This window comes from Faecalibacterium sp. AM43-5AT, from assembly GCF_003603345.1.
GTDB classification, from domain to species: Bacteria; Bacillota; Clostridia; order Oscillospirales; family Ruminococcaceae; genus Faecalibacterium; species Faecalibacterium taiwanense.
In genome coordinates this window covers 1-392 of sequence record NZ_QVGZ01000008.1, presented here as the reverse complement: position 1 = coordinate 392, position 392 = coordinate 1, and the positions used below count along the sequence as shown (strand labels likewise).

Here is a 392-nt window from a genome sequence, read left to right as displayed (position 1 = left end):
ACTTCGGTGGTAAAATAAACAGGTCGTCAGCCGAAAGGCTGAGGCGCACAGGACCTTGAAAATTGAACAATATCGAAAAAACTTGTAAGGAACCTTTTAAGTGTTTGGAAAAACACTAAAAACAATTCCAAAAGTAATTCACACAGGACGCAAGCGATTGCGTGCTGAGCGAACAAGATTTAACACTTTTAAGTGATAAATATCATTTATAAAGAGTTTGATCCTGGCTCAGGACGAACGCTGGCGGCGCGCCTAACACATGCAAGTCGAACGAGCGAGAGAGAGCTTGCTTTCTCGAGCGAGTGGCGAACGGGTGAGTAACGCGTGAGGAACCTGCCTCAAAGAGGGGGACAACAGTTGGAAACGACTGCTAATACCGCATAAGCCCACGG

General features: G+C 46.2%; 1 rRNA gene. It reads left to right on the top strand.

What is annotated here, in order from left to right:
* Positions 1 to 205 precede the first annotated feature (205 nt).
* Positions 206 to 392, top strand: a 16S ribosomal RNA gene (locus DW937_RS10060); the annotation flags it as partial.